20 protein-coding genes are annotated in these 24,309 nt (G+C 72.4%); 10 read left to right on the forward strand and 10 right to left on the reverse strand.

Translation table 11 applies throughout. The features are described from left to right. Positions 1-49: 49 nt before the first annotated feature. Positions 50-2,722: a glycosyltransferase gene (locus GQR16_RS09340; RefSeq protein WP_170298450.1), complete on the reverse strand. Its 2,673-nt coding sequence runs from the start codon at positions 2,720-2,722 to the stop codon at positions 50-52. A 279-nt stretch (positions 2,723-3,001) separates the two neighbouring features. Here GQR16_RS09340 and GQR16_RS09345 point away from each other — a divergent pair, with 279 nt between their 5' ends. After that, entirely contained in the window at positions 3,002-4,120 is a 1,119-nt protein-coding gene (locus tag GQR16_RS09345; RefSeq protein ID WP_170298451.1) for a glycosyltransferase family 2 protein, read from the forward strand. Positions 4,121-4,167: 47 nt separating this feature from the next. Here the strand turns inward: GQR16_RS09345 and GQR16_RS09350 are convergent, their stop codons facing one another. After that, complete coding sequence (locus GQR16_RS09350; protein ID WP_157414871.1) at positions 4,168-5,154, reverse strand: GlxA family transcriptional regulator; 987 nt, start codon at positions 5,152-5,154, stop codon at positions 4,168-4,170. 82 nt (positions 5,155-5,236) lie between these two features. Here GQR16_RS09350 and GQR16_RS19585 point away from each other — a divergent pair, with 82 nt between their 5' ends. The 5 genes from GQR16_RS19585 (at position 5,237) to GQR16_RS09370 (ending at position 11,683) form a co-directional block, all read left to right on the forward strand. Further along, the gene (locus tag GQR16_RS19585) at positions 5,237-5,377 is read left to right on the forward strand and encodes a hypothetical protein (RefSeq protein WP_170298440.1); all 141 of its coding nucleotides are present in this window, start codon (positions 5,237-5,239) and stop codon (positions 5,375-5,377) included. A gap of 35 nt (positions 5,378-5,412) precedes the next feature. Continuing rightward, positions 5,413-6,381 carry a UDP-glucose 4-epimerase GalE gene (gene galE / locus GQR16_RS09355; protein ID WP_157414872.1) on the forward strand — a complete coding sequence of 323 codons (969 nt, stop codon included), beginning with the start codon at positions 5,413-5,415 and terminating at the stop codon, positions 6,379-6,381. Positions 6,382-6,576: 195 nt separating this feature from the next. After that, on the forward strand, positions 6,577-6,897 hold the full coding sequence (locus tag GQR16_RS09360) for a WhiB family transcriptional regulator (RefSeq protein ID WP_074401056.1): 321 nt from the start codon (positions 6,577-6,579) through the stop codon (positions 6,895-6,897). A gap of 132 nt (positions 6,898-7,029) precedes the next feature. Next, positions 7,030-10,230: a glycosyltransferase gene (locus GQR16_RS09365; RefSeq protein ID WP_170298452.1), complete on the forward strand. Its 3,201-nt coding sequence runs from the start codon at positions 7,030-7,032 to the stop codon at positions 10,228-10,230. Beyond that, positions 10,220-11,683 (forward strand): DUF5719 family protein, encoded by a 1,464-nt coding sequence (locus tag GQR16_RS09370; RefSeq protein WP_157414874.1) that lies wholly within the window; start codon positions 10,220-10,222, stop codon positions 11,681-11,683. Before GQR16_RS09365 ends, GQR16_RS09370 begins: the two co-directional genes overlap by 11 nt. A gap of 87 nt (positions 11,684-11,770) precedes the next feature. On the opposite strand, the gene GQR16_RS09375 is transcribed toward GQR16_RS09370, so the two are convergent. Then, positions 11,771-12,211, reverse strand: a complete 441-nt coding sequence (locus tag GQR16_RS09375; RefSeq protein WP_055859648.1) for a hypothetical protein — start codon at positions 12,209-12,211, stop codon at positions 11,771-11,773. Positions 12,212-12,256: 45 nt separating this feature from the next. Between GQR16_RS09375 and GQR16_RS09380 the strand changes: the two genes are divergently transcribed. From GQR16_RS09380 to ahcY, 3 genes are all read left to right on the forward strand, one after another. Then, positions 12,257-12,475, forward strand: coding sequence for a DUF3499 family protein (locus GQR16_RS09380; RefSeq protein ID WP_157414875.1), 219 nt, complete (start codon positions 12,257-12,259; stop codon positions 12,473-12,475). Continuing rightward, on the forward strand, positions 12,472-13,905 hold the full coding sequence (locus GQR16_RS09385; protein ID WP_157414876.1) for a phosphomannomutase/phosphoglucomutase: 1,434 nt from the start codon (positions 12,472-12,474) through the stop codon (positions 13,903-13,905). Before GQR16_RS09380 ends, GQR16_RS09385 begins: the two co-directional genes overlap by 4 nt. 68 nt (positions 13,906-13,973) lie before the next feature. Further along, positions 13,974-15,452 carry an adenosylhomocysteinase gene (ahcY, locus tag GQR16_RS09390; protein WP_157414877.1) on the forward strand — a complete coding sequence of 493 codons (1,479 nt, stop codon included), beginning with the start codon at positions 13,974-13,976 and terminating at the stop codon, positions 15,450-15,452. Positions 15,453-15,535: 83 nt separating this feature from the next. Here the strand turns inward: ahcY and GQR16_RS09395 are convergent, their stop codons facing one another. Next, entirely contained in the window at positions 15,536-16,384 is an 849-nt protein-coding gene (locus tag GQR16_RS09395) for an RDD family protein (protein ID WP_157414878.1), read from the reverse strand. Between the two features lie 17 nt (positions 16,385-16,401). Here GQR16_RS09395 and GQR16_RS09400 point away from each other — a divergent pair, with 17 nt between their 5' ends. Continuing rightward, positions 16,402-17,397 (forward strand): stage II sporulation protein M, encoded by a 996-nt coding sequence (locus GQR16_RS09400; protein WP_157414879.1) that lies wholly within the window; start codon positions 16,402-16,404, stop codon positions 17,395-17,397. Positions 17,398-17,475: 78 nt separating this feature from the next. Here the strand turns inward: GQR16_RS09400 and GQR16_RS09405 are convergent, their stop codons facing one another. From GQR16_RS09405 to GQR16_RS09430, 6 genes are all read right to left on the reverse strand, one after another. Continuing rightward, positions 17,476-18,258: an aquaporin gene (locus tag GQR16_RS09405; protein ID WP_157414880.1), complete on the reverse strand. Its 783-nt coding sequence runs from the start codon at positions 18,256-18,258 to the stop codon at positions 17,476-17,478. A 290-nt stretch (positions 18,259-18,548) separates the two neighbouring features. Further along, a complete protein-coding gene (locus GQR16_RS09410; RefSeq protein WP_157414881.1) occupies positions 18,549-19,886 on the reverse strand; it encodes a DUF58 domain-containing protein in 1,338 nt (445 codons plus the stop codon). Position 19,887: 1 nt separating this feature from the next. Next, the gene (locus tag GQR16_RS09415; RefSeq protein ID WP_157414882.1) at positions 19,888-20,874 is read right to left on the reverse strand and encodes an AAA family ATPase; all 987 of its coding nucleotides are present in this window, start codon (positions 20,872-20,874) and stop codon (positions 19,888-19,890) included. Beyond that, positions 20,871-22,274 carry a DUF4350 domain-containing protein gene (locus GQR16_RS09420; RefSeq protein ID WP_157414883.1) on the reverse strand — a complete coding sequence of 468 codons (1,404 nt, stop codon included), beginning with the start codon at positions 22,272-22,274 and terminating at the stop codon, positions 20,871-20,873. The genes GQR16_RS09415 and GQR16_RS09420 overlap by 4 nt, the downstream gene beginning before the upstream one ends. Further along, on the reverse strand, positions 22,271-22,972 hold the full coding sequence (locus GQR16_RS09425) for a DUF4129 domain-containing protein (protein ID WP_157414884.1): 702 nt from the start codon (positions 22,970-22,972) through the stop codon (positions 22,271-22,273). Before GQR16_RS09425 ends, GQR16_RS09420 begins: the two co-directional genes overlap by 4 nt. Beyond that, positions 22,969-24,237: a DUF7847 domain-containing protein gene (locus GQR16_RS09430; RefSeq protein ID WP_157414885.1), complete on the reverse strand. Its 1,269-nt coding sequence runs from the start codon at positions 24,235-24,237 to the stop codon at positions 22,969-22,971. Before GQR16_RS09430 ends, GQR16_RS09425 begins: the two co-directional genes overlap by 4 nt. Positions 24,238-24,309 lie beyond the last annotated feature (72 nt).

Consider the following 24,309-nt stretch of genomic DNA (forward strand, 5'->3'; position numbering starts at 1 on the left):
CGATGACGTTCTGGTCTCGGGTGTCGGCAGTCCGAGGCGCAGATGGCGGTCAGACGGCGTCCGACCGGGCATCGCTCGGCCGGCGGATCCTTCGGCTCGTGGCGCGCCCGACGCGCGCTGCGGCGCGTTTCAGCCAGTTCGACCGTCGTGCGAGACGGATGCCGCGAGGGTCGAACGTCATGAGGAACCGGTCGAACCGGTCGTACTCGGGAGTCACCGCGTCGAACCGGGTCGTTAGGACCTCGCCGGTCGCGACATCGCGGAGTGCGGGGCGCAGGAAGACGTGCTTCGGCAGAGCCGAGTGGGCGATCGTGCCGGTCCACTGCATGTTCTCGTCGTCGCCCTGCGAGCTCGCCGACATCGGGTGCGCTGCGCCGGTCGCCTCGTCGTACAGCACGGGCTCGAGTGCGTACGCCGAGATCGACCCGGCGAACCGAATGGTCAGGGCGGAACCGGTCTCCACGCTGAGGAGCGCCGCGTTCACCTCGCGGGCTCGCGCGAGCCTGCGCTCGAGAAGCTCTGGTTCGAGGGGTCGGGATGCGAGCTCGGGGATCGCGGTCAGGGGAGCGGGGTGGCGCCGTTCGAGCGTTCGGGTCAGGTCGAGCACCGCCGCCCCATCGACGCCCGATTCGAGGACGGCGCGCGACAGGTCGTGGAGGAGCGCATCTGCGAAGTACTCCTGCTCGAACGGGTCGGGTTCGCCATCGGGTCGCTCGACAGCGCGACGCCAGTGGTGCAGTCGCACCGCGAGGTCGGTCTCGGCGCCGCTGAAGAGCGTCGCGATCGTCGTCGCGAGGCCGTACCACCCGCCGTCGATGAGCTGCAGGAGCATTCGCTTGTTCGGTTCGCGCACGGCGTCGGGGCCGAGGTCGAGCACCTCGACGATCTCGCCGACGAGGCCGGCGATCTCGTCGTCCTGCGCTCGGGTGCGGTCCTCAGACCGGAAGTACTTCGCGAGGTGCACCCATCCGTCGCGGGCGAGGAAGAGCATCGCGTAGCGATCGCGAAGCTCGTCGGAGGCGTGATCGCGGATCAACCGAGCGCACGCCAGTTCCTGGGTCAGGTAGCTCTTGACGGCCTCGGCCGAAGCGGCCTTCGCCGTCATCGACGACGCGCCGGGGCGCTCGCGGTAGAGATAGACGACGTTCTCGACGACGTCGAGGCGTTCTGCGGCGAGATACGCGGTCACCATCGGCACGATGTCGTTGGAGCGCGGGACATCCGGGAAGCGGATGTCGGACGCCTCCCAGAACGACCGCCGGAACGCCTTGTTCCAGCAGGGGCGCCCGTTGATCAGGGTCGGCTCGTCGTGAATCGTGATCCCACGGCTGGGCGCGGCGTATGCGGGCCAGTTCGCGGTGGGGCGCCACGTGCTCGTGGGCGAGAACTTCACGTAGTCGCCGAACGCGATGTCGGACCCCGAGCCCTCGAGGCTGGCGACGAGCGAGCGGTACGCCCCTTCGGGGACGAGATCGTCGCCGTCGCAGAACACGAGATACCGGCCGCGCGCGTGGTCTGCGCCGATGTTGCGCGCCGTTCCGCCGCCGCGCGTCACCGAATCGATGACGCGGAGTCGCGAGTCGGTCGCCGCGATCTCCTCGAGCGCCGCACGGGTGCCGTCGGTCGAATGGTCGTCGACGACGATGACCTCCATGCCGTCGAGGTCCTGCGCGAGGACCGACGAGAGCGTCTCGCCGATCCAGGGCCTCGTGTTGTGCGCCGGGATCACGACGGAGAGCAGCGGGGCCGTCGTCGCGTCGCCGATCGGCCGCGCGAGTCCCGCGTAATCGAGCTCCTCGCGGGTCAGTCCGGAGACGGGGGCGTCCTGCGCGGAGAGGGCGTCCAGCCGCTCGAGCGCCTCCAGCGTCTCGCTGCCGGGATCCGTGCCCGCCTCGTTTCGGAGGGCTGCGCGCTGCATGGCGGCGTCGGCGGCCAGTTCGAGGTACGCGGTCGGAGCGTCGGCCGGGAACCCGGGCGACGCGTCCCCGGTCCACACGTCGAAGGGGAACGCAGCGAGGAGCGCGTGAGGATCCCACACCGCGGCGGGTACCGGCCCGAGCGCGATCGCCTCGTCGATGGAGCTCGCGAAACGGACGTCGGGTCGACCGGTGCCGGCGTAGTGGTCGAGGTACTTGAACGGGTTCTCCGCCACCGCGGTGATCGGTCTCGACGGGATCCCGAGTGCGTCGGCGATGATGAGCGCGTGCAGTGAACTCGCCGCGACGAACTCGCTCGCCGCGATCTCCTCGACCATCGTCCAGGGGTCGGTGAGCGGGCTCAGCGTGCCCTCGTGAGTGAATCGATCGAGCTCGTGCAGGTTCGGCACGACGAGCACGGACCGGCGCTTCGACGGCGAAGCCGCGGCGAACTCCGGGAAGAGGTGGGGGATGAGCAGGGCGGGATCGCCGTAGACCGCGGGGGCGGCGATGCCGCGCGCCGCGAGCACGGCCCGCGTGTACGGCCCGCGGACGGCGCGGACGTCGAGCGACGGGGTGAACTGCTGGTCGTCGATCTTGCCGTTGACACCGGTGCCCCAGACGACGTCGCCTGGCCGGCTCAGGTGCAACACCGATCCCACGCTGAGGACCCGTCGAGCGCGGCCCGTGTCACGCCGGCCGACGCGCTCCGCGAGGATGCGCTGCATGACGAGCGGTCCGAGCAGATCGCCGAAGTTCATCGGGTTCGCGGTTCCGGATGCGGAGGGTTCCGGGGCCCATCGCACGCATCGGACTCCGTCAACGATCACTTCGAACTCTTGCGCCACTCTGACCATCTTAGAGTCAGCGCCCGCCGCGCTTCGAGTCAGCGCCCGCCGCGGTCCGTGGGGTAGCGTGTTCGGGTGTCGTCTCGAAGCGTGGATCGACCCAACCCGATCGCGTGGGCGTCCAACCTCGGTCGATCGGTCGTGGGTCGCCTTCTGGTCCCCGTCAGGGGCGGTCGCGGAAGGTCGCACGCCCGCGGCGTCGAGCCCGATCGCCGCACGGACGGATGGATCTCCGTCGTGATCCCCACGAAGAACGTGGAACGCTACATCGACGCGTGCCTGGCGTCCGTCCTGGGCCAGTCCTACTGGCGCGTGGAGGTCATCGTCGTCGACGACGCATCGACCGACCGGACGCGCAGCAAGCTCGCGCGGTGGGTGTCGAAGGACTCTCGCGTGCAGGTGTTCGATGTCGATGTCTCCGATCCGAACGCCGCGAGGAACTTCGGCATCGAACGGGCCCGAGGTGAGTACGTGACGTTCCTCGACGGAGACGACGTCCTGCTCGCCGGCGCCTACCGCGATCTCATCGCGAGCCTGCGGGCCACCGGGTCGGACTTCGTGGTCGGTTCCTACGACCGGCTCGTGGGCGGCCGTCGGACGCCCGCGGCCTTCTGGATCGACGAGGCGCATCGTGTCGACCGCCCCGGCACCACGGTGCAGGCGTTCCCGGACATCATGGTCAACGCCGTGCAGTGGACCAAGCTCTACGTTCGCCGGTTCTGGGATGAAGCGGGCTTGCGTTTCCCCGAGGGCGGGCACTTCCAGGATCAGATCGTCAGCGCCTCCGCATACTCGCGGGCCTCGCGATTCGACGTGGCGAGCCGTCGGATCGTCGCCTGGCGCATCCGGCTCGAGGGCACGTCGATGACCCAGCAGACCGTCTCTCCGCGGCAGGTGTCAGATCGGTTCGGCAGTGCGGCGGCCGCCCTCGCCATCGTCAGGGCCGAGGCGGGTGCAGACGTCGCCGAAGAACGCCTCATCCAGTTCCTCTCCAACGACGTGGCGATCGCCGCCGCGCAGTTGCCGGGAATGGGCGACGAGGCCTGCCGTGCGCTGCGTGCCGGTCTCCTCGCGCTCGCGCCGCCGATCGAGCGCCGCGCCGTGTGGGACCGCGTCCCGGCCGAGTCCAAGGTCCTGTACGCCCTGCTGATCGCCGGAGACGAAGCTCGCGCCCGAGCGTACGTCGAGCAGGGCGGACTGGACCTGCTCGCGCATGAACTCGTCGTCGTCGACGGGCGCACCTACGTCACGCTTCCGTTCTGGGACGATCAGGATGCGGCGCTGCCCCTGGCCTGGTTCCAGGCGGCGCCCCGCGAGCTCCGGGCGTTCGAGCACGCACGCAGCAGCGCTCACTGACATCGGCCAGGAGGTCGACGACCTGGCGCCGAGGCGGAGCCGACCGGTCAGGCCGTGTGCGCGACCAGGCCCTCGTCGAGGGACTCGGCGCGCATGCCGAACAGGCGCCGGTAGGCGGTCGGGGTCGTCTGCAGCACCTTGACGAAGTGGTGCCGCATCACGGCGGCCGCGCCGAACCCCGTCTCTCGCGCGATCTCCTCGAGCGAGAGGCTCGTCTCCTCGAGGAGCTGCTGCGCTCGCAGGAGGCGCTGGCGGTTGAGCCAGGCGTTGGGCGTCGTGCCGGTCTCGGCTCGGAACCGACGCGCGAAGGTGCGCGGCGACATCAGGGCCTTGCGTGCGAGCAGGTCGACGGTGAGGTCCTCGTCGAGGTGCTCGAGCATCCACGCGGTGACGGTGGCGAACGAGTCGCTGCGGCACTCCGGAACGGGCGCCTGGATGAACTGGGACTGCCCGCCGTCGCGCTGGGGCGGCACGACCATGCGGCGGGCCACGATGTTCGCGGCGCTCGCGCCGAGTTCGGTGCGCACGATGTGCAGTGCGGCGTCGATGCCGGCCGCGGTGCCTGCGCCCGTGACGATCCTGCCGTCCTGGACGAAGAGCACGTCGGGGTCGACCTGGGTGTCGGGGAACATCTCGGCCATGAGGTCGGTGTACATCCAGTGCGTGGTGGCCTTTCGGCCGGCGAGGACACCGGCGTGGCCGAGGGTGAAGGCTCCGGAGCACACCGAGAGCACCCACGCGCCCCGCTCGACGGCGTGCCGGATGACGTCGAGCACGCGTTCGTCGGGAGGCGTGCCGATGACCGAGGCGGGCACGGCGACGAGGTCGGCCGTGTAGGCGACGTCGAGGTTCTCGTGCACGACGACGTCGAAGCCCATCTTCGTGGAGATCGGGCCGGTGTCGGCGGCCACGACGTGGAAGTCGAAGGTCGGCCCGCCCTGCGCGGATCGGTCGATGCCGAAGACCTCGCACACGACGCCGAACTCGAACGGGGCCATCTGGGGGAGCGCGATGCACGCGACGGTGTTGAGCACGGGGCCTCCATGGCAGGAACTGATCGGTGGTTGTCCATGCTGCCACTTTCGGCAGAATATGGCAACGACGAGACTTTCTGCCATGACCATTCTCCTGATCCTCGCCATCGCCGCCCTGGCCGTCTGGGCGGTCGCCGGAGCCTTCTTCTCGACCGCCCGCGACGGGTATCACCGCCTCGACGCGCGCGACGTCGCCCGACGAACGCCGGTTAGCATCGACTGAGGCCTGCCGCCCGGGCGCGCCCGGAAAGGCAGGACATGAGCTGGCTCGTCACCGGAGGCGCCGGATACATCGGATCGCACGTCGTACGTGCATTCCATGCGCAGGGCATCGACGCGGTCGTGATCGACGACCTCTCCTCCGGCAAGGAGGGGTTCGTCCCCGCCGGCATCCCGCTCGTCCAGGGTTCGATCCTCGACGGCGACCTGCTCGAGGCGACCATGACGAAGTACGCCGTGCAGGGGGTCGTGCACCTCGCCGGCTTCAAGTACGCGGGCGTCTCGGTCACGCGACCGCTGCACACGTACGAGCAGAACGTGACCGGCACTGCGACCCTGCTCGCCGCCATGGAGCGCGCGGGGGTCGACCGCATCGTGTTCTCGTCGAGCGCGGCGGTGTACGGCACGCCCGACGTCGACCTCGTCACCGAGTCCACGGCGAAGCGCCCCGAGTCGCCGTACGGCGAGTCCAAGCTCATCGGCGAGTGGCTCATCGCCGACCAGGCGAAGGCGACCGGTCTGCGCCACACGAGCCTGCGCTACTTCAACGTGGTCGGGTCGGGCACGCCCGAGGTCTACGACGCGAGCCCGCACAACCTGTTCCCGCTGGTCTTCGACGCGCTGCTCGACGGCCGCACGCCCCGCATCAACGGCACCGACTACGCGACCCCCGACGGCACGTGCGTGCGCGACTACATCCACGTGGCCGACCTCGCCGAGGCGCACGTCGTGGCCGCCAAGTGCCTCGATGCCGGCGAGCCCGTCGAGCCCGTCTACAACCTCGGATCGGGCGACGGCGTCTCCGTCGGCGAGATCATGACCGCCGTCGCGTCGGCCACCGGCATCGACTTCGTGCCGGAGGTCGGCCCCCGACGCACGGGCGACCCCGCCCGGATCGTCGCCTCGGGAGAGCTCGCCGCCCGCGACCTCGACTGGCGCATGCGGCACACGCTGCCCGATATGGTCACGAGCGCCTGGGAGGCCCGCCGCACGGCGACCGAGGGGTGAGCGGCCGTCCGCGACATCCGCGACCCCGAGGTGCCAGATCACAACTCGTGACGTCCTCGGCGTGTCGATCGCGTGTCGAAGCCTCGACGCCCGATCGAGGGTTTACGATCTGCGACTTGACTCTCACGAACTACACCGGTGTAATTGTTCAAGACACACCCTCTGGGTGGTCGGTACAACTGGGTGGGAGACGATATGAGCAATCCTGAATATCGTTCTGGAGTACCTGACGATTGGTTCATCGATCCGGTTCGGCTCGGCGTTCCTGGGGTTCGTCCGGGAGCCGGCGACGAGAATCCGTTGGCATGGCAGAGCGACGCACTGTGCGCGCAGACCGATCCGGAGGCGTTCTTCCCTGAGAAGGGCGGTTCGACTCGCGACGCGAAGAAGATCTGCACGGGCTGCGAAGTCCGCGCGCAGTGCCTCGAGTACGCGTTGGGCAACGACGAGCGCTTCGGAATCTGGGGTGGACTCTCCGAACGCGAACGTCGCAAGCTCCGCAAACGCGCGGTCTGAGCGGTTCCGAGCGAATGCGCGCCGTCACCCGTCGAGGGTGACGGCGCGCATTCCGTTTCGGGGCCGGAACGGATTCGAGGCGCGCCCGGGGAGTTCCGGATGCCTCGCCGAGGGCCGCCTAGGCTTTCCACGATGTTCCCCAGAGTCACCGCCGTCCTCGTCGCTCGCCACGGCGGCGACCGTCTTCGGCACACGTTGGACGCCGTCCGTGCGCAGACCCGCGAGCCTGACGCACTCGTCATCGTGCTCGCCAGACCCGAGGGCGATGCCCGAGATATCGCCGCCTCCGCGGGGGCGACGCACCTCGTCGAGTCGAACGAGCCGCTCTCCTTCGGCGACGCCGTGCGCGCCGGCGAACGCGTCCTCGAGGTGCCGACCGGCGATACCGAGGCGCTCTGGCTCCTGACCGAGGACTCGGCGCCGGAGCCCGAGGCGCTCGAGGCGCTGCTCGCGACGCTCGTGAACGGGCGAACCGTCGCCGTGGCCGCCCCCAAGCTCGTGCAGTGGGACGAGCCCGACCGGCTCGTGAGCCTCGGCCGCACCATGACGCGCCTCGGCCGTGCCGTGCCCGTCGTGCCCGAGGAGCTCGACCAGGGCCAGCACGACGACCGCAGCGACGTGCTCGGCGCCGACCCCGCCGGCATCCTCGTGCGCCACCACGTGTGGCAGGCGCTCGACGGCTTCGACCCGGCGCTGCCGGTCGTCGACGACGGCCTCGACCTCGGCGTCCGCGCGAGGCTCGCCGGACATCGGGTGGTCGTCGTGCCGGCCGCGCGACTGCGGTTCGGGCGCGACGGCATCGCCGGGCCCCGCGAAGGCGATCGCGGATCCGCACGCCGCCGCAGCGACCGTCTCGCCCGCTCGGCCGCCCTGCACCGGCGACTGGCCTACGCGCCGGCCGCCGCCGTGCCACTGCACTGGCTGAGCTTCCTCCCGCTCGCGCTCCTGCGGTCGATCGTCGACCTGCTCGGCAAGCGCCCCGGGGCGATCCCCGGCGAGTTCGCCGCCGCGCTCGGCACGATGTTCGGCGGCATGAAGGTCGCGCGGTCGCGCCGTGTGCTCGCCGCCGCGAGGACGGCCAAGTGGTCGGCGGTCGCCCCGCTGCGCCTCCAGCCCGACGAGGTGCGCCGACGACGCGAAGCGGCGTCGGAAGCCCGTCGGATCCGCGCCAGAGGGCGAACCGACGACGTGCAGTTCATCGGCACGGGCGGCGGCTGGGTGCTGCTCGTGTCCGCCGTGACCTCCGTCGTCCTCTTCTCGTGGCTGCTGGGTGCCCGCGGCATCGCCGGCGGCGGACTGCTGCCGCTCTCGGACGGCCTCACCGAGCTCTGGCGCAACGCGGCGTACGGCTGGCGCGACGTCGGCGCCGGATTCGTCGGCGCGGCGGATCCGTTCGCCGGCATCCTCGCGGTGCTCGGCTCGTTCGCGTTCTGGGCCCCGTCGCTCGCGCTCGTGGGCGTCTGGCTGCTCGCACTGCCCGCTGCCGCACTCGGCGCGTGGTTCGCCGCATCCCGCCTCACCGAGCGCGGTTCGATGCGCGCGCTCGCGGCCCTGCTCTGGACGTTCGCACCGATGTTCCTCGCGGCGCTCGCCGACGGACGCCCCGGCGCGGTCATCGCGCACGTGCTGCTCGGCTGGCTCGCCTACGCGATGCTCGGGGCGGCCAGGTCGTGGTCGTCGGCCGCGACCGCCTCGCTCCTCTTCGCCGCCGTCATCGCCGCGGCGCCCAGCCTCGCACCCGCGCTGCTGCTCGCCTGGATCGTCGCGCTCGCCACGAGCGGACGCGCGGCCGTCAGATTCGCCTGGCTGCCCGTGCCCGCCCTCGCGCTGGCGCTGCCGCTCGTCGTCGAGCAGTTCGTCGGCGGCAACCCGCTCGGGCTGCTCGCCGACCCCGGCCTTCCGTTCGGGAGCACGCCGCCGACGGCCTGGGAGCTCGCGCTCGGCCTGCCCCAGGCAGGCTGGGGCGGGTGGCCCGAGGCCGTCGCGTCGATCCCGGCCCTGTCCGGCATCGACGCGCTCACCACGATGATCGTGCTCTCGGCGCTGCTCGTGCCGCTCGCGCTCATGGCGCTCGGCGCGTTCTTCGCGCGCGGCATCCGCACCGTGGTGCTGGCGGCGCTCACCGTGCTGGCCGGGTTCGCGACCGCGTTCGCCGCGACGCTCGTCGCCGTCGCCGTCTCGGGCGACGCGTCGGTCGCCGTCTGGTCCGGCGCCGGCCTCAGCCTCGCCTGGCTCGGGGCGATCGTCGCCGTCGTCGTGAGCGGCGACGCCCTTCGCCGACTGCGCGGAGCCGTCGTCGCCGTGCTCACCGTCTGCGCGGTCATCGCCGTGATGCCGACGCTGGGCTCGCTCGCGACGGGCACCGCGATCGTCGGTCCCGCGGCGGAGCGCTCGGTACCGGCGTACGTCGTCGCCGAGGCCGATGCCGACCCGCGCGTCGCGACGCTGCGCATGCAGCCGCTCGACGACGGGGGCCTGCGTGCGACCCTCGTGCACGGCCTCGGCGAGACCCTCGACGACCAGTCGACGCTCGCCCAGACCCGGCCCGAGCTGACCGAGGACGAACGCCAGATCGCGAGCATCGCCGGCAACCTCGCGAGTCGCAGCGGGTTCGATGCGGATGCCGCGGTGCGCGAGTTCGGCGTGTCGTTCGTGCTCCTCGAGCCGGCGCCGACGGCCGACGCACCTGCCGGCGTCGCGACCGCCGAACGCGCGCGGACCGCGCTCGACGGCAACGCGGCCCTCACCCCGGTCGGCGAGACCGACTTCGGAACGCTCTGGCGGTTCGTCGACGCCGCTCCGGATGCCGCGGCCACCCGCATCCCGGCCGACACCGGCTGGGTCGGCGGCCTGGTGACGGGCGTGCAGGTGCTCGTGCTGCTCGTGACCCTGCTGCTGTCCATCCCCACGGGCGCCGGGCGAGAGGTCGATCGGCGCACGAAGCGCGAGCCGCGGGTGCGCGCGTCCAAGCGCGTGGCGGCCGAACCGACGCCCATCGAGCCGGAGCCGGAGCCAGGGTCCGAACCCGACCCGGTGTCGGAGCCCGAGCAGGAGCCGTCCGCCGAACCCGAATCCGAGACCGCGCCGGACACTGAGCCCGCGCCCGAAACGGCGCCGGAACCGGGACCGGGACCGGAGCCGGAGCCGGAACCCGAGCCAGCGCCCGAAACTTCGCCGGAGCCGGAGCCGGAGCCGGAGCCGGAACCCGAGCCGGAGCCGCAATCCGAGCCGAAGCCGAAGCGCGCACCGCGAACGAAGAAGGCCGCGCCGACTGAGGATCCCGAGCCGAACACCGACCGACCCGACGCAGGGGAGGCCCCCGATGCCCGTTGACCGCAGCAGGATCCTCCGCACGGGCGTGCGGACGCTCGCCGCACTCGCGACCGCCGCGGTGGCCGTCGGCTTGGTCGGAGCCGCCGCACTCGGCACGTGGCCGTCGTCGCGGGCGGAGGCGCCGTCGACCGTCGTCGAGCCCGAAGCGGTGAGCCAGCAGCGCGTGTGTCCGGGGCCGGTCCTCGCGATCGGCGCGGACGCCGCCGAAGCGACGGCGATCGAGTCGGTCGGCACGGCCTCGGTCGTCACGGCGAGCGACCCCGACGACGTCGACCTCGAGCTGTCCTGGCTCGCCTCGGCCGAGAACCCCGACGGCGCGGAGGACTCCGGGCCGCTCGTGATCGACGCGGCCGCCGGTGCGGTCGAGTCCGGCATGCTCGCGGGCGCCCAGTCGCAGACGGTCGGCACGGACGTGCTCGGCGGGTTCGCCGCGGCATCCTGCACCGAGGCCGTCGAGGAGTCGTGGCTCGTCGCGGGTGCGACGACCGTCGGGCGCAGCAGTCTCGTGCTGCTGTCGAACCCCACCGCGGTCGCGGCGACGGTGGACGTGCGCGTCGTCGGCGAGGCCGGGCCGGTCGAGGCGCGGTCCGCCATCGGCATCACCGTGCCGCCTCGGACGCAGCGGGTGCTGTCGCTCGCCGGGCTCGCCCCGAACCTCGCATCGCCCGTCGTGCACGTCACGAGCACGGGCGGTGCGATCGCCGCGTCGCTCGAGCAGAGCGTCGTCGAGGGGCTCGCGCCCGCGGGCGTCGAGCTGACCGGTCCGACGGCTCCGCCCGCGCCGTCGCAGATCATCCCGGGTCTCGTCATCGACGGCGCGGCGGGCGTGCACGCCGACGAGGACCACGCCGATGGCGATGCGTTCCCCGCCCTGCGCCTGTACAGCCCCGGCGACGAGGCGGTCGAGGTCGCGATCGGCATCGTGCCCGTCGACGGTGGCACGGGCGATGCGATCGACGTCGACCTGCAGCCGGGCAAGGTCAGCGACATCCCGCTCGGCGATCTTCCCGCCGGCACGTACACGGTGCGGATCGACGCCGACGGCCCGGTCGTCGCCGCGGCCCGTTCGACCGTGGCCGGCACGAGCGACGGTTCCGATGACGAGGCGACGGATGCCGCGGCGCCGGCCGATCTGGCCTGGTTCACCGCAGCCCTACCTCTGCTCGATTCCGCCGTGGTCGCCGTCGCGTCGGGGCCGTCGCCGACCCTGCACCTCGCGGCCGGCCCCGAGGGTGCGGACGCGGCATCCGTCACCGTCGGGGGATCGACGCGGGAGGTCTCGGTGCCGCCGCTGGGCACGGTGTCGGTGCCGCTCTCGCGCGGCACCGTGCTGCTGGAGGGCGTCGAGGGGCTGACGGCGTCGGTGACGTATCGCGGTGGCGACGCACTCGCGTCGTTCCCGGTCGCGCCGCCGGGGCCGCTGGACTCGCCGATCCGCGTCTACCCTCGCTGAGCGGGCCGCCGGGCAGCGAGCCGGCCTCGAGCGCCGCTCACGGGTGCTCACGGGGCGCGCCGGGGCCCCGCAGGCGAGTGGGATGCCTCAGAGGTGGCGGTAGCGCCCCGGTGCGAGCTCCCAGGGGTCCTTGTCGAGGAACTCGGCGACCGCGCGGAACACGCAGCTCTCGATGAGGAGCTTCTCGTCGCGCTCCTCGCCCTCCTGCAGGCGCAGGAACCGCACGATCGGCAGCCGGTGGAACGTGATGCGGCGTTCGTCGTGCGCGACCTTCCACCGGTCGATGTGATCGACGTGGATCGCCTCTGCGGGCGCCTGGGTGACCTCGAAGACGACGCCCTCGAGTTCGGGCCAGAGCCCCCGAAGGTACGAGGCGGTGCCGGCGACGGTCGCGTCGAAGTCCTCGAGCCTCGTCGACAGCGGTTCGAGGTGCGGACCGGTGACGGCCGACCGCATGCCGCGGCCGTGACGGTCGCGAGCGAGTCGCCTCGGCGAACGCGGGGTGGCGACACGACGGGAACGGGGCATGCCCTCCATCGTAATGTCCGGCTGGATCGCTACAGTGGTCTCGCCATGAAGAGACGTTGTTCGCGCACCGCGTGCCCCGCCGAGGCGGTCGCGACGCTGACCTTCGACTACGCCGACTCGATGGCGGTGCTCGGCCCCCTGTCGGTGGCCCCCGAACCGCACGGCTACGACCTCTGCTCCACCCACGCGGAGCGCACTTCAGCGCCCGTCGGCTGGCAGATCGTTCGGTATGTCACGCCGGGTCGGGTAGATTCCACGGCATGACTAACGCCGAGAATCCTGTCGACCGCGAGCGACTCAGCGCGATCGTGAAGGCCTACGACGTCCGTGGAATCGTGGGCGACGCCCTCACCGAGCAGTCCGTCGAGGCCCTTGCCGCGGCCTTCGTCGACGAGGTCGGCGCCGCAGGCGGCAAGGTCGTGGTCGGCCACGACATGCGCGATTCCTCGCCGGTGTTCGCCGAGGCGTTCGCCCGTGGCGCGACCAGCCGCGGAGCCGACGTCGTCGCCATCGGGCTGTGCTCGACCGACGAGAGCTACTACGCCTCCGGCATCCTGAACGCTCCCGCGGCCATGTTCACGGCCAGCCATAACCCCGCCGCGTACAACGGCATCAAGTTCTCGCGCGCCGGCGCTCAGGGCATCTCGCTCGACACCGGCCTCGCGGCGATCCGCGATCGCGCGGGCGACTACCTCGAGCAGGGAGTGACCCCGGTTGCGGCGCCGGGCACCGTGCAGCCCCTCGACGTCCTGGCCGACTACGCGGCCTACCTCCGGTCGCTCGTCGACCTGACCGGCATCCGCCCGCTGAAGATCGTCGTCGACGCGGGCAACGGCATGGGCGGACTCACGGTGCCCGCGGTGCTCGGCACCGCCGCCGGTCTGCCCGAGCTGCCCCTCGAGATCGTGCCGCTGTATTTCGAGCTCGACGGCACCTTCCCGAACCACGAGGCGAACCCCCTCGAGCCCGCGAACCTCGTCGACCTCCAGAAGGCCGTCGTCGAGCACGGCGCCGACCTGGGCCTCGCGTTCGACGGCGACGCCGACCGTTGCTTCGTGGTCGACGAGCGCGGCGGCGCGGTGACGCCGTCGGCGGTCGCCGCGATCGTCGCGGTGCGCGAGATCGCCCGCGTCGCAGCCCTCGGCGAGTCCGACGTCAACGTGATCCACAACCTGATCACGTCGCGATTCGTGCCCGAGACCATCGAGGCGGCCGGGGCGAACCCGGTCCGCACGCGCGTCGGCCACTCGCTGATCAAGGACCGCATGAAGGAGACCGGTGCGGTCTTCGGCGGCGAGCACTCGGCCCACTACTACTTCCGCGACTTCTGGGGCGCCGACAACGGCATGCTCGCCGCCATGCACGTGCTCGCCGAGTTCGGCGCGCAGCAGGCGCCGCTCTCCGAGCTGGCCGACCGGTTCACGCCCTACGCTCTCTCCGGCGAGATCAACTCGGTCGTCGACGACGTGCCGTCCGCCTACACGCGGGTGGTCGAGGCGTTCACCGGCCGCGGCGACTTCGACGAGCTCGACGGACTCACGGTCTTCGGCACCACCGCCGAAGACGAGCCGTTCTGGTGGTTCAACGTGCGCCCGTCGAACACCGAGCCGCTGCTCCGCCTGAACGTCGAAGGTGCGGATGCCGCGACTATGACCGTCGTGCGCGACGAGGTGCTGGCGCTCATCCGCTCCTGACCCGCGCGGCCGGGCCTCGGCGCACAACACGATCGGGCAACACCTCGCGAGCCTGCGACAATGGACGCATGACGCTCGCCGAGACATCCGCCCTCCCGTTCAAGGTCGCCGACCTCTCGCTCGCCGAGGCCGGCCGCCACCAGCTGCGCCTCGCCGAGAACGAGATGCCCGGCCTCATGTCGCTCCGCGAGGAGTTCGGCGCGTCGCAGCCGCTCGCCGGCGCGCGCATCGCGGGCAGCCTGCACATGACCGTCCAGACCGCGGTGCTCATCGAGACACTCGTCGCCCTCGGCGCGCAGGTGCGCTGGGCGAGCTGCAACATCTTCTCCACCCAGAACGAGGCGGCCGCGGCCATCGCGGTGGGCCCCGACGGCACGCCCGACGATCCCAAGGGCGTTCCCGTGTTCGCGTGGAAGGGCGAGACGCTTGAGGAGTACTGGTGGTGCACCGACCGCATCTTCGACTGGAGCGCCGAGGCGGCAGCAGCGGGCGCCGACTGGATCGGCCCGAACCTGATCCTCGACGACGGCGGTGACGCGACGCTGCTCGTGCACGACGGTCGCGCGTTCGAGGCCGCGGGCGCCGTGCCCGAGACGCCCGCCGACGCGAGCCACGAGTACCGCGTGGTGCTCGACACGCTGCGCGGCTCGCTCGCGGTGAGCGGCGACCGCTGGACCCGCATCGCCGAGGAGCTCAAGGGCGTCACCGAAGAGACCACGACCGGCGTGCACCGTCTCTACGAGCTGCACTCGAAGGGCGAGCTGCTCTTCCCGGCGATCAACGTCAACGACTCGGTCACGAAGTCGAAGTTCGACAACAAGTACGGCATCCGCCACTCGCTGCCCGACGGCCTGAACCGCGCCACCGACGTGCTCATGGGCGGCAAGGTCGCGTTCGTCGTCGGCTACGGCGACGTCGGCAAGGGTGCCGCCGAGGCCCTGCGCGGCCAGGGCGCGCGCGTCATCGTCAGCGAGGTCGACCCGATCTGCGCCCTGCAGGCCGCGATGGACGGCTACCAGGTCGCCCGCGTCGAAGACGTCGTCGGCGAGGTCGACATCTTCGTCACCTGCACCGGCAACAAAGACGTGCTGCGCCTCGCGCACATGCTCGGCATGAAGCACCTCGCGATCGTCTCCAACGTCGGCCACTTCGACAACGAGATCGACATGGCCGGCCTCGAGTCGCTCGAGGGTGCCGAGAAGGTCGAGATCAAGCCGCAGGTGCACGAGTGGCGCCTGCCCACCGGCCGGTCGATCCTCGTGCTCTCCGAGGGCCGCCTGATGAACCTCGGCAACGCCACGGGCCACCCGTCGTTCGTGATGTCGAACTCGTTCACGAACCAGGTGCTCGCGCAGATCGAGCTCTGGACCCGCCCCGAGGAGTACCCCATCGGCGTCTACGTGCTGCCGAAGCACCTCGACGAGAAGGTCGCACGCCTGCACCTCGACTCGCTCGGCGTGCAGCTCACCGAGCTCAGCCCCGAGCAGGCCGCCTACATCGGCGTCCCGGTCGAGGGCCCGTACAAGGTCGACCACTACCGGTACTGATCGACCGGGTCCCGATTCGAGCGGGCGGATGCCGCGGGCGGCTGCTCGCGGCATCCGCCCGGCTCGGTTCGGCCCGCCGGAGGTCAGCGCTGCGGGAACCCCGTCGCCGTCGCGGTGAGCACCGGCTCCAGCGCGTTCAGGCGGGCCCGCTCGAGCTCGAGCGCACGCGTGTCGCGGGCGCGCCGGAGCGCGACCACTCCGGCGAGGAACGGCTCGGGTGCGGCATCCGGAATGGGTGCGACGTAGGGCGCGACCTCGGCGGCGAGCGAGGCGGCCAGGCGGGCACGGCTCGCGGGTGCGAGCTGGGCGACGTTCTCGAAGTACGAGGCGACGCGGCGGGCGAGCGGGTCGGGCAGCCGTGCGACGTCGGCGATCGAGGCCCACCCGACGAGCTCGGCCGGCACGCCGAACGGGTTCGAACGCACGGCGGGCACCCGCTCGACCTGGGCGTGGGTGCCGGCGAGCAGGTCGCCGAGGCGCTTGGACGACGGGTTCAGGAACCCGACGAGCACGGCGAGGCCGCCGAACGTGAGGTAGATCTCGAGCACGCCCGTGAGCGCGCGGATGAATGCGTGGCGGAACCCGATGGCCCCGCCGTCGTCGCGGACGACGCGGAGGCCGAGCGCGAGCTTGCCGAGCGAACGCCCGTGCGACGCGGTCTCGACGGCCGTGGGCACGACGATGATCACGATCACGACGCCGCCGATCGCGATGGCGCGGAACGCGGCCCCGTCGACCGTGAGTCCGGCGCCGGTCGCGATGAGCGCCATGCCGACGAGGAGCACGATCGAGACGAGCACGTCGATCATCGTTCCGGCCCCGCGGATGAGGGCGGAGGCCGGTCGCAGGTCGAGCGCGACGGCCTCGCCGATGACCACGCCCTCGTCGTCGTGTCGGGCGGCAGCGGTGCGGGCGTTGGGCGCGTCGACCATGGCTAGTATTCAAGCAGATGGACCTCGACGCGCTCGCCACCGCCCGCCATGACGCATGGCAGCGGCTCGACGCGCTCGGCCGCGAGAACCGGCTGTCCGGGCCAGAGGCCGACGAACTCATCGAGCGCTATCAGGGCGCCGCGTCCGACCTCTCGCTCGTGCAGACCACGGTCGGCTCGACGGCGCTGGGCGACCGGCTCTCGGTCGGGCTCGCGAAGGCCCGACTGCGGTTCACGGGCGCACCCGAGAACCCCCTGAAGCTGTTCACGAGGTTCGTGGTGGTCGACCTTCCGGCCGCGCTGTACCGGGTGCGGTGGCTGACGCTCGCGGTCGCGATCGCGACGGTCGTGGTCGCGGCGCTCTACGCGTGGTGGATCGCCGCCGATCCGCGCGTGCTCGCGACGCTCGGCAGCGAGGCCGACCTGCAGCAGCTCGCCGACGAGGGGTTCGTCTCGTACTACTCCGAGAACCCGGCGGCCTCGTTCGCCGGGTCGGTCTGGACGAACAACGCGTGGATCGCCGCGCAGTGCGTCGCGTTCGGCATCACCGGCATCTGGGTGCCGGCGGTGATCCTGCAGAACGCGCAGAACCTCGGCGTCACGGCCGCCGTCATGTTCGCCTACGACGAGGCCGACACGTTCTTCCTCTACATCACCCCGCACGGCCTGCTCGAGCTCACCTGCGTGTTCGTCGCCGCGGCCGCGGGGCTCCGCATCTTCTGGGCCTGGGTCGCGCCGGGCGCCCGCCCACGGGGCGTCGCCCTCGCCGAAGACGCGCGGGCGCTCTTCACGGTCGCGATCGGGCTCGTGTTCTTCCTCTTCGTCTCTGGCCTCATCGAGGGCTTCGTGACCCCGGCGCCCTGGCCGTGGCCGGTGAAGATCGGCATCGGCGTGCTCGCGTTCGGCGGGTTCCTCGCCTACATGCTCGTGCTCGGCGGCCGGGCGACGCGCGCCGGTGCCACGGGCGATCTCGACGAGTTCGACGCCGGAGCCACGCGCATCATCGCCGGCTGAGCGGCCCGCCGGGGCGCCCGGGCATGCGAATGGCGGATGCCTCGTGGGAGACATCCGCCATTCGGAACCGCAGCGCGACTACGCCGAGAGCTTCGCAGCGCGGTCGAAGACGGCCTTGTAGATGGCGCCGGCGATGATCGCACCGAGGATCGGGGCGACGATCGAGAGCCAGACCTGGCCGATCGCGTCGGTGCCGCCGTAGATCGCGGTCGCGATCGAGCGGGCCGGGTTGAACGAGGCGTTCGAGACGGGGATCGCGACGAGGGCGATCGCCGTCAGGGTGAGGCCGATCGCGATGGGGGCGAAGTTCGCGGCCGCGCGCCCGGCGCTCGTGACGCCGAGGATGACGAACAGGAACACCGCGGTCGCGATCGTCTCGACGAGGAACACCGAGAGCAGGCCGTAGCCGCCGGGGGAGAGCACGTCGTAGCCGGTCGACGCGCCGCGGAACACGGCGATGTCGAACACCGGTCCGGTCGAGAGGATGCCGAGCAGCGCCGTCGAGGCGAGGATGCCGCCGACGAGCTGGGCCGCGATGTACGGGCCGACCTCGCGCCAGGCGAACCTGCCGGCGACCGCGAGCCCGATCGACACGGCCGGGTTGAAGTGCCCGCCCGAGATCGGGCCGAACGCGTACGCGGCGACCAGCACGCTGAGGCCGAGCGCGAACGCGACGCCAAGGAAGCCGACGTTCAGTCCGCCCTCGCCCGCTGCGAAGCCGGCCGCGAAGATCGCGGTGCCGATGACGCCGAAGACGAGGATGAAGGTGCCGAGCACCTCTGCGGTGAGTTTCTGAGCGGTCGACGGCGCTTCGGGCGTCGACGTGGTCGACGCTGCGTCGACGGGTGCGGTTTCGGACATGACCGATCCTTTCGTAGGGACGGGTTGGAGGCGCGAACGTGAGAAGGCGGAACGGCGACCCCCCGTCGCCGTTCGTTGCGACCATAGCGATCGCGTGTTGGGCGGCACGGGACATCCGCGGCGCATGACCAAATCGTTACCCGAACGGACCGATGGACGACACATGCGGACACACGCCGACGCATTCGGGCGTGACATCGTGCGGTCGCGCGGTCGCGCGGTCGCGCGGGCGCGCCGGGTGCGCAGCAGGTCCGGGTGCGCAGCACGTCCGGGCGCGCGGCGCGGCCGGGTCAGAGCAGCCCGGCCGACTTCAGCTCGAGGTAGCGGTCGGCGAGCGCCGGCGGCAGGTCGCGCGGCGCCGCCGAGACCGGGTGCGCGCCCGACTGGCGGATCGCCGCAGCGACGCGATCGACGTCGAGGCGCGCGCGCTCGGAGGCGGCGGCGAGGTAGGCGTCGTCGAGCGTGTCGCGGCGCGCGGCCGCGGCATCCGCCTCGGGGTCCTGCACGGAGGCCACGAGCACGGTGTGCCTGGCCGTGAGCTGGGGCAGCACCGAGAGCAGTCCGCGCGCGGAGCCCGGGGAGTCGGCGGCCGTGAGCAGCACCACGAGCGCGCGCCGGCTCGTGACCGCGCGGATCTGCGCGGGGAGCCCGGTCCAGTCGGCCTCGATGAGCTCGGCCTCGACGCCGGCCATCGCGTCGACGAGGCGCGCGAGCAGTTGCGAGCCCGTGACCCCGGTGACCCTGGCCCGTGCCCGGCGGTCCCACGCGAAGAAGTCGACGCGGTCGCCCGCGTGCGTTGCGAGCGCCGAGAGCAGCAGCGTCGACTCCCAGGCGGTGTCGAGCCGGGGTTCGTCGGCCACGCGGGCGGCTGCCGTGCGCGAGGTGTCGGCGACGATCACGATGCGGCGGTCGCGCTCGGGCCGCCACGTGCGCACCATCAGCTTCGTGCCGCCGCGGGCCGCGGGATCGACGTGGCGCGCCGTCGCCCGCCAGTCGATCGAGCGCACGTCGTCGCCGCGCACGTACTCGCGGATCGAGTCGAACTCGGTGCCCTGGCCGCGCACGAGCATGGGCGTGCGGCCATCGAGCTCGCGCAGGCGTGTGAGCCTCGACGGCAGGTGCACGCGCGAGTGGAACGGCGGCAGCACGCGCAGGCGCCCCGGCGAGGCGAGCGTCGCCTGACGGCACCAGAGGCCGAGCGGCCCGGCCGAGCGGATCGTGACCTGCTCGGTGCGACGATCGCCGCGCCGCCATGGCGTCAGTTGCAGGCGGAGGCTCCGGCGCTCGCCGGGGGCGACGACGAGCCGGGAGCGGTTCGCCCCGGCGACCCCGGCCGACGGCTCCCACCCGTCGCGAACGGTGGCCCGCAGCATCCGCTCGCCCGTGTTCACGACCGTGAGCGCCGACACGACGGGCTCGCCGAGGCGGACCTTCGCCGGGAGGTCGCGGATCAGCGAGACCCGTCGCGGCGAGGCCGCGAGCGAGAGGTCGAGCACGCCGAGCCCGACCGTGAGCGCGAGCCAGCCGAGCAGCGCGAACCACGCGGCTTCGGCCCCGGACCCGCCCAGGACGACCACGGGCACGACGCCGAGGGCGACGAGCAGCACGAACCGACCGGTGACCGCCATGTCAGAGGGGAACCTGCACCTGCTGCATGATCGAGCGCAGCACCGCGTCGACCGAGACGCCCTCGAGCTCGGCCTCGGGCCGGAGCTGCACACGGTGGCGCCACACGGGCAGCAGCATGGCCTGCACGTGATCGGGCGTGACCGATTCGTAGCCCGAGAGCCACGCCCATGCCTTCGACGCGGCGAGCAGGCCGGTCGTGGCGCGCGGGCTCACGCCGAGCCGCAGCGACGGACTCAGCCGGCTCGCACGCGCGAGGTCGACGAGGTAGGCCAGCACGTCGTCGGACACGCGGACGGATGCCGCGGCGGCCCGCGCCCGCTCGAGCTCGTCGGCGCCGAGCACCGCCCGAACGCCGGCCGCGCCGAGGTCGTGCGGGTCGAAGCCGTCGGCGTGCCGGCGCAGGATCGCGAACTCGTCGTCGCGTTCGGGGACGTCGAGCACGAGCTTCAGCAGGAACCGGTCGAGCTGGGCCTCCGGAAGCGAGTACGTGCCCTCGTACTCGATCGGGTTCTGCGTCGCCGCGACGAGGAACGGCTCGGGCAGCGGGCGTGTGACGCCGTCGGCCGAGACCTGACGCTCCTCCATGGCCTCGAGCAGCGCCGACTGCGTCTTGGGTGGCGTGCGGTTGATCTCGTCGGCGAGCAGGATGTTCGTGAACACGGGCCCCTCGCGGAACGCGAACTCGCCCGTGCGCGGGTCGAACGCGAGCGAACCCGTGACGTCGCCGGGCATGAGGTCGGGCGTGAACTGCAGGCGGCGGGTCTGCAGGTCGAGCGTGCGCGTGAGCGTGCGCACCAGCAGCGTCTTCGCGACGCCGGGCACGCCCTCGAGCAGCACATGGCCGCGCGCGAGGAGGGCGATGATGAGGCCGGTGACCGCGCCGTCCTGACCGACGACGGCCTTGCCGACCTCGAGGCGCACGCGGTTCAGCGCGTCACGGAGGTCGGTATCGGTCGGGCGGGTGCTCGTGGGCGTCGTGTCGGTCATCGCTGCCTTCCTGGCTGGTCGTCTGAGGGTGTCGCGGTGGTCGTGGTGGTCGGGCCGGCGGCGGTCGGGCCTGGGTGCGCCGGCCGCACGCCGGTGTCGGGTCTGCTCGCGGCGGCGACGTCGCGTTCGAGGTCGTCGAGAGCCGCCGCGAGCGCGACGAACCTCGCGTCGTTCGCGGGCAGCTCGTCGACGAGCAGGCGCATGACGGATGTCGCGTCGCGCCCGGTCGCGGCGGCCGCCGCCCGGGCGACGGCCGCGACCTCGCTTGTGCGCGGCAGGCGCAGTGCGACCGCGAGACGTCGGATCGCGGCGACGCGCATCTGGTCGAGCGCATGCGTGCGCTGGGCGGATCGGGCGTAGAGGCGGGCGCGCCCCTGCCGCGTCTCGCCGGCCGGCACGGTGACCGGCAGCCGCTCGACGACGAGCGGTCCGAGCCGGCGCCCGCGCCAGAGTCCGGCGACGACGGTCACGACGAGCCCGAGCACGAGCACGGGGCTGACCCAGCCGGGCGTGAGCTCCCCGAGCGTCGGCGCGGCGGTCGCCTCGGCGTCGGCAGGGCCGGGCAGGTACCAGACGAGGTCGGGCGTCGCCCCGAGCAGCCCGATCGCGAACGCCGCGTTGCCGTCTTCGTCGATGCGGGAGTTCTCGAAGACGGTCGTCGCGGCGACCAGCGAGAGCGGGGCGGACGCCGCGGACGGATCGGCGTCGCCTCCGCCGCTGCCCGGGCTCGGGCCGAAGGCCGCGGCGAACCCGTCGTCCTGACTGAAGCATCCGTGCCATCCGGCGCTCCGGGCGTCGTCGTCGATCGTCAGCAGGCGCTGCCCGTCGGACAGCGCCTCGGCGCGGATCGCGGGCCGCACGTCGCAGTCGGCGTCGTCGAGCACGCCGTCGGCCGCCCCCGCCATGCGCACGCCGGGTGTGAGCGCCTCGAGGGCCCGGAACCCCGGTTCGACGACGACGAGGCGTGCGCCGCTCGCCGCGAGCGCATCGAGGCCGTCGGCGTCGAGGGTGGCGAACTCGTCGAAGAGCAGCAGCGTCGCCGCGCCGTCGGCCGCCGCCACGGCGTCGAGCGCCGCATCGAGCGAGCGCGTCGGCGCGACCTCGACGCCGTGCGAGCGCAGCACCTCGACGAGCGCGCCGGAACCGCGCGAGCCCGGGCTCTCGGGGTCGAGCAGCCCGGCCTGGGCGCGCACACCGCCCTGGATCACGAAGAGCACGAGCACGCCGACGACGAGCACGCCCGCGAGCACGAGCCACGTGCGTCCGCGTCTGAGCAGCGCCCCGATGGTCGGCGAGACGGCCGTCGCGGCCTCCGTGCGGGGGGTCGACGCGGTCGTGGGGGCGCTGCCCGCGGCGGGCGCGGCGACCTCGGCGACGTCGGACGGTGAGCCGGGCGTCATCGCACGGCCTCGAAACGGTCGGATGCGGCATCCGCCGACCCGTCGGGCGCGTGCATCGGTCGCATCGCCTGGAGGTCGCGATCCAGCGTCGTGACCCGTTCGTAGGTCGGCGCATCGCCCGCGGCCCCGAGATAGCGAACGCCGTCGAACGCGTCGGCCGCGGCCGCGAGCCGCGTTCGCTCGTCGGGGAACGGGCGAGCCGCGGCATCCGCGACGCCGCGCGCCGTCGTGCCGGGATGCACGTGCACGAGCTCGCGTTCGACGAGATCGCGCACGATCGCGCGGAAGCGCTCCTCGATCGCGAGCGGCCAGTCGCGATCGCGCGCCGCGGCCTCCGCGGCGCGGCGGATGGTGCCGGCATCGCGAAGATCGCCCTCGAACGCCGCCGACGAGAGGGACGCCCGGCGACGCCGGAGTCGGGGGAGGCCGAAGACGAGCAGTCCGACCACGACGAGGAGGAGCACGATCACCACGACGAGCAGCGCGACGACCTCGCCCGGAACGGCGCCGGCGCCGTTCAGCAGATCGACGAACCAGTCGCGGATGCCCTGGGCGAACCGGTCGAACGCGTTGGGCTCGCTCGCCCGGTACCTCGGCTTCGACAGCTCGTCGAGCAGCCAGCGGCGGGCCTCGTCGGCGTCGGGATCGAGCGGGTCCGCGTCGAAGCCGAGCGCGCGCGCCGCCGCGGCCGGGATCATGCGGGAGCGCCGCCGGACGGCACCGGGCCGGGGGAGACCTCGTCGGGTGCGATCCACGGATCGGAGACGGGCAGCCCGGCGTCGCGGAGCTCGACGTGGCGCGCGAGCTCGAGGTCGAGACCCTCGGTGCGCATGCGCAGATCGATGTAGACGACGCCCACGACCGCGGCCTGCACGACGGTCGTGATCGCGGCGATGATGAGCGAGAGCACAGTGGACACGACGCCGAGGACGATCGCGATGGTGATCGCCGAGCCCGTGTTCGTCGGGTCGATGATCGCGGGCAGCAGCCCGCCCAGCAGCGAGATGGGCTGCACGACGACCTGCGAGGCGACGTTCAGGATGAGGCCGACGAGCAGCAGCACCCCGAGCGTGCGCCAGAAGTAGCCGATCGTGAGACGCCATGAACGGCGCATCGCCGTCGCGATGCCCGCATGCTCGAGCACGATGATGCTCGGCACGAGCGCGAGCCGCACGCCGAGCCACCAGCCGAGCACGAGGAGCCCGAGCGAGAGGAGCACGACGACCGCGATGCTGACGCCCAGCCCGACCGGAGAGGTGGCCGCTCCGAGGACGATGATGCCGACGAGGATCGCGAGGGCGACGAGCAGCGCGAGCGTGACGAGCAGGGTCCAGCCGATGAGCGCGCCGATGCGCGGCAGCGTGCGACGCCAGAGCGCCCCGAGCGACAGCTTCTCGCCGAGCGTGCCCGTGGCGACCTCGACGATCATGACGCCCTGCAGGAACGCGCCGGCCACCACCGAGATGCCGACCGCGAACAGCATCGTCACGACGAGGGCCGCGATCGACCCCGGCAGCAATTCCTCCACCTCGGCCGGGCCCGCCGAGTCGAGCCGGCCGAAGAACCAGAGGAACACCGGCACGGCGACCGCGGCCGCGAGGATTCCTGCGGCGAGCTGCACGAGCAGCCCGCTGCCGAAGGTGGCCGCGGGGTTGCGGCGCAGCGTGCGGAACGGAGCCCAGAGCAGCGTGCCGAACCCCAGCGGCCGCAGCGGCAGCAGGCCCGGCTTCGGCGGGGCGGTCCAGCCCTGACCGCCGGCGGGTGCCCCGGGGGCCGGCGCGACGTACTGCGGGGCGCCGTACGGCGGGGCTGCGTACTGAGGGGCCGCGTACTGCGGTGCTGCGTACTGCGGTGCGCCGTACGGCTGGGCGCCGTGGGCCGGAGGCGCGGGCGGCACCGGTGGTGCTGAGGCGTCGGGCTGCGGCTCGGGCGCTCCGGGCGCTCGCCAGTCGTGTTCGGCCACCTCGTCGTGCTCCTTCCGCTGCGGATTCCCATGCTCGCATATCGGGGAGCGGGCCACGGCCCGGATGCGCGC

The organism is Agromyces allii, from assembly GCF_009749385.1.
In the GTDB taxonomy this organism is placed as follows: domain Bacteria; phylum Actinomycetota; class Actinomycetes; order Actinomycetales; family Microbacteriaceae; genus Agromyces; species Agromyces allii.

Excerpts from the sequence above, each read along its gene's own strand:
- GQR16_RS19585 (WP_170298440.1), top strand. The coding sequence starts at position 5,237 with ATGACCATTCTCCTGATCCTCGCCATCGCCGCCCTGGCCGTCTGGGCG.
- galE (WP_157414872.1), top strand. The coding sequence starts at position 5,413 with ATGAGCTGGCTCGTCACCGGAGGCGCCGGATACATCGGATCGCACGTC.
- GQR16_RS09360 (WP_074401056.1), top strand. The coding sequence starts at position 6,577 with ATGAGCAATCCTGAATATCGTTCTGGAGTACCTGACGATTGGTTCATC.
- GQR16_RS09365 (WP_170298452.1), top strand. The coding sequence starts at position 7,030 with ATGTTCCCCAGAGTCACCGCCGTCCTCGTCGCTCGCCACGGCGGCGAC.
- GQR16_RS09370 (WP_157414874.1), top strand. The coding sequence starts at position 10,220 with ATGCCCGTTGACCGCAGCAGGATCCTCCGCACGGGCGTGCGGACGCTC.
- GQR16_RS09375 (WP_055859648.1), bottom strand. The coding sequence starts at position 12,211 with ATGCCCCGTTCCCGTCGTGTCGCCACCCCGCGTTCGCCGAGGCGACTC.
- GQR16_RS09380 (WP_157414875.1), top strand. The coding sequence starts at position 12,257 with ATGAAGAGACGTTGTTCGCGCACCGCGTGCCCCGCCGAGGCGGTCGCG.
- GQR16_RS09385 (WP_157414876.1), top strand. The coding sequence starts at position 12,472 with ATGACTAACGCCGAGAATCCTGTCGACCGCGAGCGACTCAGCGCGATC.
- ahcY (WP_157414877.1), top strand. The coding sequence starts at position 13,974 with ATGACGCTCGCCGAGACATCCGCCCTCCCGTTCAAGGTCGCCGACCTC.
- GQR16_RS09395 (WP_157414878.1), bottom strand. The coding sequence starts at position 16,384 with ATGGTCGACGCGCCCAACGCCCGCACCGCTGCCGCCCGACACGACGAC.
- GQR16_RS09400 (WP_157414879.1), top strand. The coding sequence starts at position 16,402 with ATGGACCTCGACGCGCTCGCCACCGCCCGCCATGACGCATGGCAGCGG.
- GQR16_RS09405 (WP_157414880.1), bottom strand. The coding sequence starts at position 18,258 with ATGTCCGAAACCGCACCCGTCGACGCAGCGTCGACCACGTCGACGCCC.
- GQR16_RS09410 (WP_157414881.1), bottom strand. The coding sequence starts at position 19,886 with ATGGCGGTCACCGGTCGGTTCGTGCTGCTCGTCGCCCTCGGCGTCGTG.
- GQR16_RS09415 (WP_157414882.1), bottom strand. The coding sequence starts at position 20,874 with ATGACCGACACGACGCCCACGAGCACCCGCCCGACCGATACCGACCTC.
- GQR16_RS09420 (WP_157414883.1), bottom strand. The coding sequence starts at position 22,274 with ATGACGCCCGGCTCACCGTCCGACGTCGCCGAGGTCGCCGCGCCCGCC.
- GQR16_RS09425 (WP_157414884.1), bottom strand. The coding sequence starts at position 22,972 with ATGATCCCGGCCGCGGCGGCGCGCGCGCTCGGCTTCGACGCGGACCCG.